Source organism: Tenacibaculum aiptasiae (assembly GCF_965221665.1).
GTDB lineage: Bacteria > Bacteroidota > Bacteroidia > Flavobacteriales > Flavobacteriaceae > Polaribacter > Polaribacter aiptasiae.
Genome location: NZ_CBDCSN010000003.1, coordinates 731686 through 742970 on the forward strand (window position 1 = coordinate 731686; position 11285 = coordinate 742970).

12 protein-coding genes are annotated in these 11285 nt (G+C 28.3%); 2 read left to right on the forward strand and 10 right to left on the reverse strand.

What is annotated here, in order from left to right; all coding sequences use genetic code 11:
* Positions 1–309: 309 nt before the first annotated feature.
* The 10 genes from ACOQN8_RS15235 to ACOQN8_RS15280 all read right to left on the reverse strand — a co-directional run bounded on the left by ACOQN8_RS15235 (position 310) and on the right by ACOQN8_RS15280 (position 9489).
* On the reverse strand, positions 310–1083 hold the full coding sequence (locus ACOQN8_RS15235; RefSeq protein ID WP_420553316.1) for an XRE family transcriptional regulator: 774 nt from the start codon (positions 1081–1083) through the stop codon (positions 310–312).
* Between the two features lie 176 nt (positions 1084–1259).
* Positions 1260–1568 (reverse strand): hypothetical protein, encoded by a 309-nt coding sequence (locus ACOQN8_RS15240; RefSeq protein WP_420553317.1) that lies wholly within the window; start codon positions 1566–1568, stop codon positions 1260–1262.
* 94 nt (positions 1569–1662) lie between these two features.
* Positions 1663–2763, reverse strand: a complete 1101-nt coding sequence (locus tag ACOQN8_RS15245; RefSeq protein ID WP_420553318.1) for a slipin family protein — start codon at positions 2761–2763, stop codon at positions 1663–1665.
* 720 nt (positions 2764–3483) lie between these two features.
* On the reverse strand, positions 3484–4014 hold the full coding sequence (locus tag ACOQN8_RS15250; RefSeq protein ID WP_420553319.1) for a tetratricopeptide repeat protein: 531 nt from the start codon (positions 4012–4014) through the stop codon (positions 3484–3486).
* Positions 4015–4018: 4 nt separating this feature from the next.
* Positions 4019–4711 (reverse strand): peptide chain release factor H, encoded by a 693-nt coding sequence (gene prfH, locus ACOQN8_RS15255; protein ID WP_420553320.1) that lies wholly within the window; start codon positions 4709–4711, stop codon positions 4019–4021.
* 1 nt (position 4712) lies between these two features.
* Entirely contained in the window at positions 4713–6104 is a 1392-nt protein-coding gene (locus ACOQN8_RS15260) for an RtcB family protein (protein ID WP_420553321.1), read from the reverse strand.
* Positions 6105–6779: 675 nt separating this feature from the next.
* Positions 6780–7076: a phage repressor protein gene (locus ACOQN8_RS15265; RefSeq protein WP_150898627.1), complete on the reverse strand. Its 297-nt coding sequence runs from the start codon at positions 7074–7076 to the stop codon at positions 6780–6782.
* Between the two features lie 105 nt (positions 7077–7181).
* A complete protein-coding gene (locus tag ACOQN8_RS15270) occupies positions 7182–8249 on the reverse strand; it encodes a nucleotidyltransferase domain-containing protein (protein ID WP_420553322.1) in 1068 nt (355 codons plus the stop codon).
* Complete coding sequence (locus ACOQN8_RS15275; RefSeq protein WP_420553323.1) at positions 8236–8991, reverse strand: nucleotidyltransferase domain-containing protein; 756 nt, start codon at positions 8989–8991, stop codon at positions 8236–8238. The genes ACOQN8_RS15270 and ACOQN8_RS15275 overlap by 14 nt, the downstream gene beginning before the upstream one ends.
* A gap of 33 nt (positions 8992–9024) precedes the next feature.
* Entirely contained in the window at positions 9025–9489 is a 465-nt protein-coding gene (locus tag ACOQN8_RS15280) for a phosphatase domain-containing protein (protein ID WP_420553324.1), read from the reverse strand.
* Between the two features lie 101 nt (positions 9490–9590).
* On the opposite strand from ACOQN8_RS15280, the gene ACOQN8_RS15285 reads away from it, so the two are divergent.
* Both ACOQN8_RS15285 and ACOQN8_RS15290 read left to right on the forward strand, forming a co-directional pair.
* Positions 9591–10205, forward strand: coding sequence for an HD domain-containing protein (locus ACOQN8_RS15285; RefSeq protein ID WP_420553325.1), 615 nt, complete (start codon positions 9591–9593; stop codon positions 10203–10205).
* The gene (locus ACOQN8_RS15290; protein WP_420553326.1) at positions 10206–11207 is read left to right on the forward strand and encodes a helix-turn-helix transcriptional regulator; all 1002 of its coding nucleotides are present in this window, start codon (positions 10206–10208) and stop codon (positions 11205–11207) included.
* The last annotated feature ends 78 nt before the right edge of the window (positions 11208–11285 follow it).

Sequence of the window (11285 nt, forward strand, 5' to 3'; positions counted from 1 at the left end):
AAATATTCATTAGATAATATTATGAAAATTAAAAAGAAACTTGTTAAGCAAAAAATACTTTCCAAAAATTGAAAAGTATTTTTAATTAAAGCGGGGGGCTCTTACTACTTTGATGAAAAGTATTAAATACAAGAAACCTAAAAAAATGTAGAAAATAAAATGTATTGAAGGCTAAGTTTGCCTAAGGTTAAAATCAGATAAGAGAATGAGTAAATAGTATCTATTGATGATAATAAAAAACGAGAATTGAATACAATTCAATCCTCGTTTATACTTTTGCTTTAGAAGCTTAAATAGTCTAATCGATACTTATTTTTCTAATTTTGCTAACGATTTTAATTCTACACCTAATTGCGTAAGCATCATAGCGATACTGCTTATTTTTAAATCTCTTTCGTCGTATTCTTGAGTATTGATACTACAAGTAAACTCCCATAGTTCTACAACTTCAGAAATTGGGACATTGTAGCTTTGATAATTTCTATTGTCTGGAACTAACAATAATGTTTTATTCTCTTCAATTTTATCATATACTCTTTTATAGGTAATTCCGTCATTTTTAGTAACAATTATGTAGGAAACACCATCCTTAACTTCGTTAATATTTTCAATAAATCGAGCTACAACAAAAGATCCGTCTTTCATAGGATGCATAGAGTCTCCCTTAATTGGAAAAGCTCTATGCTTACCAACCGGTAAAAAAGGTAGTTTTATTCTTTGTAATTGTTCTATATATTCAGGATCATCATAACCCAATAAATAACCAGCAGATGCTTCTGTAGGTATTATTTCTATTAAGTTATCATCTTCGCTATCTACCATTATTGGGAAAAGCACTCTTTGACTCCCAATTTCTATGAATGATGATTCTTTTGAAAAAGTTAAATCGTTTTTCACTAAAACATCAATAGGTAGCTTAAAGTAATTTGATATAGTGATTAAAAACTCTATAGAAGGCTCTGATCTTCCTTCTTCATATGAAGAAACTCTAGACCTTGTTATATCTAGTTTTTCTGCAAATTGTTCTTGAGTTAATCCTCTTAATTTTCTTAAATGGCGTATATTTGTTGATATTTTTCTCATTTGCTACAAATATAAACAAGTACTGCTACAATTTGTAGTTTTAAGAAAAAATATTCGTAATTCTTTACATTAAATAATCACTCAAAAACCGATTGTTTTAATTGATTTTATGCACTAAATATACGCTTCGACTTGAAAATCAAAGTAGTTATTACGAATAAAAAGGATGGATTTATTTAAGATTCTGTAAGTTCAAGAATCGTATTTTTTTCTTTTAAACGTTCTCGTTGATGTTTTAACCAACCTCCGTTTTTAAGTATTCTTTTACCTTTTGCGGTAAGATTTAGAATCATTGCTCTTTTACGTTTTATTAAAGATTTGGCTTCCATTTCATCACCAAGTCTGTTACATTCGTAAACATCACTTAATTCTTTGTTGTCTAATCCTACGAGTCTCCAGATACTCGTGTTTGCTTTTTTTGACCTTGTAAGCTTCTCTATTAAAGGAAGGTTTTTGTCAATTAAATTGTTAATGTTGAGGGACATAATCTTATTTTTCTCTAATATAAGAAAAAAAAGAGTTTCGTCAAAAACTCCTTTTTTTCACATTTATATACCTCTATTTACATTTATAAACTTATTAATTATTAACCGTAAAAATTTCTTTTAACTGCTTTACAACATTGCCATTACCTGAAACTGTAATCTCACCAATTTTATCGGCAATTTTTTCTACATATTCCATTTCTTTTAATTTGAACAACATTTCATTATCTTCCATTAATTTGGCTGTATTTAATAAACTTCTAGTAGAAGCAGTTTCCTCTCTCCTAGTTATAATATTAGCTTGTGCTCTTTTTTGAGCTATTAAAACCTGATTCATGATGTCTTTCATATCACCAGTTAAAATAACATCTCTAATTCCGCAATTCACTATTTTTACACCTAATTGATTAGTGTTTTTAGAAACTTCTTCAAATACTGCATTAGCAATGTTTTCTTTTTTCTCTAACAATTCATCTAAGGTATAACCTCCAACATAAGTCCTTAAAGCCAATTGCATTAAAATGTACAATTGCTTTTCATACTCTTTATTATCTAATAAAGCTTTTTCAATATCAACTACTTTATACTGCGTATAAAAGTTAATTCTTACATTGGCTTTGTCTTTTGTTAACAATTCTTGTCCAGCTATTTCTAATTGCAATTGTCTCATATCTGCTTTGGCAATTTTAATAGATGTATCATTTCTCCAAAATCGATAAGTTCCTCCTGTTAATGTTTTTGTGTATACATCATTTACTAACAATAAGGCTTTTTCATAGGCTGCTACTTCAAAAGCTCTAATATGTTTATTTAATTGATAATTACTAAACAATACTTTATCTATATTTTCTGTAATATAAATTTTGCTTTTGTCTATTTTTTGAAAAGTTCTATTAATTAAACCTTTCCAATAAAAATGCCTGCCAGCTTCTAATACTCTTTTAAAATTATGGTTTTCATAAACTAATACGAATTCATTATCCTTTACTTCTACAATATCTAACATGTCTGCTAAAACTGTATCTTTTAATAAGATTTCTATGGCAATAGTTCCGATAAACTCACTTGTTAAATCATAAATAATGACGTTTTGATTTAAATACAACCAATGTGTACCTTCAGTAATTACTTTTTGATATTCACCTTTTTTAAATACCAATCCTACTTTTCCTGTGTTAATTTTTATTCTTTTCATTCTTCTATTTTTTTAATGGTTTTATAAAAACGATATACTTTAAATGCTTAAGAAAGCACGGAAATTGATCTTTTTAAAAAGGCTATAATTCGTTTTTTAAAATGGATTGAAATCATATATGAAATCAACTGATTTATAAAAAGGAACTACTTTTTTATTTAAAAAATTAAAAATTTCAAAGTTCTTTTTTAAGTGTTCTCGAAAGAACTCATAAAAAACATATCGTTTTTGTTAATAGTCATCAGTTTTACAAGTTGATGAGCTTCCTTAAATAATAGGCACTTTACTGCCCGAATTCTCTAGAACCCAAATCTAGTGTCCTACCAATTAGACGATATCCTAACGGATAGTGGGACTCGAACCCACACGGAATTCTCTATTGCATAACCGCTTTGCTACATAACTTTCGTTATGGAAGGATTCGAACCTCCGTACATAGAATGCTGATTATTTTTTGGTAAATAATCAAAACCTCCAAGACTAGTTGCATATAATAACCAAATACAAATACTGTACGGAATTATACAATGGTGTTATACTGAAACACTCAACAAGACTTGCTTGATATTTTTAAAATCTTATTTCTAAATCTAACCTCACTTCAGTCTTTTATAAAGTGAGGTGTTTTTGCAATTTTCCCACTTAGGCGTGATCTTTTTCATAATTACACTGCAAATATTATATGTTATTGCGCAACCTTTTTGCGTAGTAAAAAATATTTTACTTTTTCTTCTTCTTTTTATTATTTTTAGTTGCTTTTTTCTTCTTTGTATTGGGCATTTTTTCTTTTATACGATCTTTAGTTGTATCAATAGTATACATGAAATCAGAATTATAGCTATGCTCTTTTGCTAATTTGATAGACTTTAAAGCTGATTTATATTTTTTCTGATGTTCTTTTACAACAGTTTTCTTTAAATACAACATTGCTTTGTCTGATCCTTTTACTGTTAATGCAAAGTCAATAAAATCTTCCGCCTCTTTTAAATCTTCATTCCATAACAACACATTGATATAAGGTGAGTACACTTCAAAAGCATTGATATTGATAGCTAAAACCTCTTTATAATATTCAATAGCTTCTGAGTATTTATATAACTTTTCAGCATATACTCTACCCATTAATGTTAGTGCCATTGTATTTTTATCGTCATAAGACAAAGCATAATTCAAAGACTCCATTGTTTCTTCTAAATCGTAATAAAATGCGTCTAATGCCTTAAAAACATAATTATTTATATAGTTTTCCATGATTTTATTCTAATTGTTTACGCAAATCTGTTTTCAACTGATTACGTGTTGTTTTAAAAGATTTTTCTTTCTTTTTTTGTTTAAAATCGGAACCTGTAAATATTTTAATGGGGTTCCCTCTTTCTAAATTCAAATGGTTTTCCCATTCTTGTTTTACAGCTTCTTTTAATTGATTTGTATTATGTTCCGAAACTTTTTCTTTTAATCGTTCTACTGCTATTTTTTTATTTTGATGTTGTGATCGGCTATCCATAACTAAAACTTGAATTCCAGTAGGTAAATGTTTTGCTCTTATTGCTGAGCTTACCTTATTTACATGCTGCCCTCCTGCCCCAGAACTTCGAATAGCTTGAAATTGAATTTCTTTTTCATGAATTGTATTTTGCTGAACCTGATTCAATTCATAACATCCTATATACCAATTTTTACGTTTATGGTATTTTCTGAATGTAGATACTCCTATCCACTGAATTGTCCCTATCCAATTCTTTAATAAATTCGAAATCTCTTTACCATTTAATTTTATACTTACCGATTGTATCGTGCCATTTTCTATTCCGTTTTCTTTATGAAGTATTTGATATTCAATCTTATTAATCATCAATTCTTTTAAGAATATTTTTAGCACTTTAGCTACAACCCATGCACATTCTGCAGGTCCTTTTGCAGCTGTTAATTGTATTATTTTTGTTTCCATTTTAAGTATCCATTCTTACAATTTTTGGGGTAAATGTTCCTATTACTTCCACCAATTCTTGTTGATTTGCCATTACTTTTTTAATATTTTTATAAGCCATTGGAGCTTCATCAATTCCTCCTCCTATAAGAGTTACATCGTTCATTTTTAACTGATGTTTGATATCACTTTTAGTAAACTTTTCTTTACATTTTCTACGTGAATACAAACGACCTGCTCCATGTGAAGCCGAATTAAGACTCTCTTCATTACCTAAACCACGTACAATAAAACCTGGCGCTGTCATAGAACCTGGAATAATACCTAATTGCCCTTTATTAGCTGGTGTAGCTCCTTTTCTATGCACAATTAATTCTTGATTATTTACTTGTTCTTTCCAAGCGAAATTGTGATGATTTTCAATTTTTGCAATAGCTTTAGCTCCTAATAATTTTCCTATTCGTTTATGAATATTATCATGGCATGCCTTAGCATAATCTCCAGCTAAATTCATTGCTAACCAATATTCTTGTCCGTCATGTGTATTCAAATCTAACCATGCTAAATGTTGAACATTTTTGGGTAAAGGACATTGTTTTGCTGCCAAATAGGTATAGTGCTTTGCTATATTTGCTCCTAAACCTCGACTTCCACTATGGGTTAATAAGCCAATATATTCGCCAATTGGTAATTGAAATTCATTATTCTCATCTGTAATATTTACAATTCCAAATTCAACAAAATGATTTCCACTTCCAGAGGTTCCTAATTGTTGATATGCCTTTGTTTTTAATCGCTTAACTAAAGGAATGTCCTTAAATTCTGAACGCTCAAATATTTCATGATCATGTTTTACCTTGTGTGTTTCTCGCATACCGAACTTTGTGTGTTCTGAAAGGATGCTTTCTAATTGATGTCTTTTTCCTTTTAAATAAGATGCTTTTATCGGATAGACAGTTAAACACATTCTACAACCAATATCTACTCCTACTCCATAGGGGATTACAGTGTTTTCAGTAGCTAGTACACCTCCAATTGGTAAACCATAACCTGAGTGTGCATCGGGCATTAAAGCGCCTTGCACAGCAATTGGTAACTTTAAAGCGTTATATAATTGATATTTTGCTTGATTATCTATTTCATTTTCTCCGTAAATTGTAAAAGGAGCTCTTGTATTTTTTAATTCGTGAAAACGAACTTCTACAGGCTTTAGTAATCCTTCTACTACCTTACCCCAAATAGCATTTCCTTGAAATCTATCAGGCTCGAGTAATACTTCTTTAGCCTCCTCTAAAATACGTTCCTTCTTTTCTCTTTTCCGGTATCTGTTAATTTGCCCTAAAGCAATATTGATACTATTATTTTTTGGAAACCCTAATTTTATTAGGTCTTTTCCTTTTAATTTATTTCCCATGATTTAATTTTGAGATGTTTGATTTTAGGAACTCAACTTTGGTTGACTCCTATTTAACCTCGAATGTACTCGAGCTCACACTTCGGAAAATCTTTAGAAAATAGCCATAAAAAAATCCGAAGTTTTTGCTTCGGACTTTTTCATATATAGTATAATTAATTATCTATTTGTGAAGAAAGTCGCGAAGTAAATACTGTACACTAGAACCTGGTTCTATTACTGTACATATGTTGATTTGAAATTTAAACATGTTACTTCGTTTTAAAATTGTTTTGTGCTTTATTGCGGTGCAAACATAAAAGGACTTTTTCAATTATGCAAATCAAAAATTCATTTATTTTATTGAAAATCAGTTAACTACGCTCGATTTTAGACAAGAGGATACCTGTCCGCTTTTGTGCAGATATAATGAGTTTAGATAACTCTTTGATTTATTGTTATGTAGCTAAAACTTACACGATGTATTGGCATCTATTAGTTTTTGAAAAAAAATATAAAAAAAACGTCCAAAAAATCAATTTTGGACGCCTTAAATATGCTTTTTAAAGTTTTTAACCTAGAACACCGACCTAAAAAGTCGCAGTTTAGCGCCCATTTTATGTAATTTAATTATGCTCATAAGCTTTTTACTTTATTTTTATAAAATATAATTAATAATTTCTTTTTTAATAATGCCTATGGCATTGGAAGTATTTCTACTACTTTTCCATAAACATTTTTTGTCCATCCGTTAATTCTACCATGATTGTTACCAATCAATAGTCCTCTTTTATCATTTTTACCTTTTACAAGATGTGTAAAACAATTTCCACGAACCTTGCAATAAACAATATCTCCAGCTTTACAATCTTTCCAATTAATAGGAGCTAATTTTACTGGTTGTTTAGATTTTAAAAGGGGTAACATAGAATTACCTGGTTCTTTTGATATAATGGTTTCTCCATTAGTCAATTTTTGAATTTTCCAATTCATAATACTATATTTTATAAATTATGTAACGCATTATTGTGTTACATATCTTATAAAAATTAGATAAGAACCTGTCAATGAACTAAGGCAAAGATGAATAAAATACTTTTAAACTTCCAAATTTTGTTTGTAAAATTTTGTTCTAATAGCAACTAATAGGTTATTAACCTCTTTCATATCAGGCTTTTCTTTTAATTGTGCTTTTTCATATAAAATATCTAATTTCATTCTCAATTCTTCAGCTTTTTCAACTAAACCGTCATATTCGAACTCAGCATTTTTAATTGAAAGTAAATAATCTCTATCCTCTCTTTTAACTTTTATTTTGGCTTCCTCTGCTATTTCCTTTGCCATATGTAGCAAACGAAATGTATGCATCATGTTTTTAGCGTCATAATTCTTATTATGAGAAATATTGTTTTTATAACGTTCAGCATTTCTTTGTTCTACCCATAACCAGTACTCTCTATATTTTTTGCAATATGATGAATATCCATCTAAATTAAAGTATAACATAGCTATTGGCTCCTCCTCCTTTGGTATTGAACTTAAACATACTTCGTTTGCTTTTTCTTTTGAAATGCCTTTATAAAGTAAATTTTCATTGTAAAATAAATTATAACAATTTTTCATGTGAGCAATTTTTGCTAATCCACAATGTTTACTTTTTAAATTGCGCTCTTCTAAAAATAGCTTTAAAGGAATAGATTTTTTATCTTTTCTTATAAAACAAAAATCATCAACAGACTTTCTTTCCTTTTCAACAGGGTTGACTATTTTTTTATTCAATCCCCTAGCCTTTTTTATCTGTGTAAACGCATAATTTGCAAATGTGTTTTTGCATAATTTTGAAAGGAATATTTCTTTTTTTATTTCATCAAACAAAGGATTTTTTTGTAAAATAAATTCATCGGAAACGTTTAACATTTCAAGAATGTTTGGATTGTTTTTCAAACATAATTCAATGAATTTTTTTAGTTCATAATACACTATATCATTTGTTTCATTATTAATTTGGTCTGTATAATTTAGAGAATAGAATTGTTCTTTAGGTAATATAAAAACACCTCTAATGTCCGTGTCTGAATTAGGTGTAGCAAGACCATATGCTCTACTACCACTTATACATTCAAAAATTATACTACCAGATTTTTTTAGTTCTTCAACTGTTTTCATAAGTTAATGTTTTATATAAAAAACAATTTATTCTCTCAATATTGGGATTACCAGATGAAAGTGTTTTAGCATATTTACTATTTTCAGTTATTAAGTCTGAAATAAGATTTATAACTTCTATATTTTTAGAATGTAAATAGGCTTCGTTTTCATTACTTTTAATAGCTATTAAATCTTTAATCTCCCTTTCTAAATTAGCATTTATTAAACTAAGCATTTTTTCAAAAACAACAGGAGGTAATGAATTATTCTCTAATATCCACTTCCCAGCTAATGCTGCTCTTAAAGCGTAGAATAAGTCCTTTAATTTAATTTTTTCGTCCATTAATTTTCCTTCGTATTTTTTACTCATACTTAAATAATGAAAAATAGAAGCTATTGGTGAAAAACATTCTGTTCCAATTTCTCTTAATTCAGTAATTAAATTACTATTTCCTTTATAAATAATGGGAGAAAATAAATGTTCTAACGCAGGAATGTTAGATTTCATCATCAATCTTAATTGTTTTTTGAGTTCCCAACCTACAGCATCAAAATCTCCATCCATTATATCAATAGTATCCTTTTTGTCTGATACTGATAAATACCAATCTAATGGTTTTGAATAAATAAAACGTACATCATAATCTGAATCTGGAGAAGCAAAGCCCCAAGCTCTACTTCCAGATTCACAAGCAAAAAGTATTCTCGCTTTTCTATTTTTTTCTATCTCTAATAACTTATTTTTTATTTCTTTTTTCATTTTCTTTTTTATAAAAATCTAAATATTTTCTATTTAAAAATCACCATAAAACACTTGTAAACACGGTAATTTTAATTCTTTTCTCCAGAGATCAACAACTTGATTTCTATCATCTAAAACAAATTCTATAAAATATTTATTTTCTATTTCTCTTTTAAAAATCTCCAATTTAATAATAGCATCTTTTCTATTATCTTTAGGAGCACGCATCAATAATTTATCATAAATAATATGATTCTTTTCTAGCCATAATTTTGTTTCTGGTTCATATTTACCATCTCTACCAGACAATAAAATAATTTTAAAGCCTAAACTTTTATAGTTCTTTACTAAATTCATTATTGGTACGTTTGGTAAATCTTGTTCACACTTACTACCATCAAAGGGATTTCTATTATTTATTAAAGATAAAGTTCCGTCTAAATCACAAATAATTGCTTTTGGTAATGATTCATCTTGTTTTCTGTATTTATTTTTTTGCTTGTTATTTGTTTTCATATTTCTTTTTTTCATAATTAGAATGCAAATATTTAATCAATGTGCGCAATCTTTTTGCGTAGTATGATTTATTTTATAATTTTATCAAAAAATTGATATAAATGAATTTAGAACAACGTTTTTCAGAATTGATATCTAAGTATACGAATGATGTTACTATTAAAGAATTACTATGGAAAGAGATAGTAACAAATTATTCTGAAAAGCATAGAGCCTACCATAATCTTACGCATCTAAAAGAGATTTTCAATTATGTTGATACTTATAAGAATCAGATTGAACGTATAGATATAGTATCATTCTCTGTATTTTATCATGATATTATCTATAATATTTGGAGAAAAGATAACGAAGAAAAAAGCGCTTTATATGCTCTTGATTCTCTTTCTAAAATTAATTTATCTTCTAATAGTTTAGATGCTATTCACAAACAAATCATTGCCACTAAAACTCATGAGGCAAATGACAGTGATACCAAATGGCTTATCGATTTTGATTTAGGGATTTTAGGTACTTCCTCTGAGACTTATTTTAAGTATACTAAGTTGATACGAGAAGAATACAAATCGGTCCCTAATTTTCTTTATAAAAAAGGACGTAAGAAAGTATTGCAACACTTCATTAATAAGCCCTTTATTTATGCTACAGCAACCTTTAGAGATTTATATGAAGAACAAGCGAGAACAAATTTGAAAAATGAATTAAACTCTTTGTAAATGGCTTCTAATAAAAATGCGCTAATTCGATATAAAACAATAGATCAATGTTTGCGAAATAAAATGAAACGTTGGACTTTGGATGATTTAATTGAAGCTTGCTCTGATGCTTTATATGAATATGAAGGCAAAGATGTTTATGTAAGTAAGCGAACTGTTCAATTGGATATTCAATCAATGCGAAGTGATAAATTAGGCTACAATGCTCCTATTGAAGTATATGATCGTAAGTTTTATCGTTATTCTGAAGAAGAATACAGTATTATGAATATTCCTGTAACAGATAATGATGTTCAAATTATGAATGAAGCTATTCAAGTTTTACGTCAGTTTAAAGATTTTTCATTGTTTAAAGAAATGGATGGTGTTTTACAGAGGTTAGAAGATTCTGTTTATGCTTCACAAAAAACAAATCGAGCAATTATTCATTTAGATAAAAATGAACAATTAAAAGGTTTAAAATATATTGATCCTATTTATGCAGCCATTCAAAATAAAAAAGTTATAACAATTACGTATCAATCATTTAAAGCTCGTAAAGCAAGTAATATGACCGTGCATCCTCAATTATTGAAGGAGTATAATAACAGATGGTTTTTATTAGCTTCTCATAAAAAACAATACATCACTCTTGCTCTAGATAGAATATCAAATATAGTACAAGAAGAGAATAAAGAGTATAACGATTTGCAAATTGATGGAGATACATATTATAGAGATGTAATCGGTGCTACAGTGGCTAACACTAGAGCACAACGCATTGAATTTTGGATTGATAAAGAAAATGCACCTTATGTTATTACCAAGCCTTTTCATAGAAGTCAACGTTTAATAAAACGAATAGATGATGGAGTGATATTTAATATTTTAGTTCAAGTTAATTATGAATTGGAACGGAAAATCCTTGGTTTTGGTAATAGCATTGAAATATTAAAACCAGCACGTTTACGACAGCGTATGATAGACAAATTACATAAAGCAATAGAGAACTATACTTCTTAAGTTTCTGTTTTTTATTTGAAACTTGATTATAATTAAATATAGGTTACTAATACAAGTAACCTATATTTAAGAAAGTTA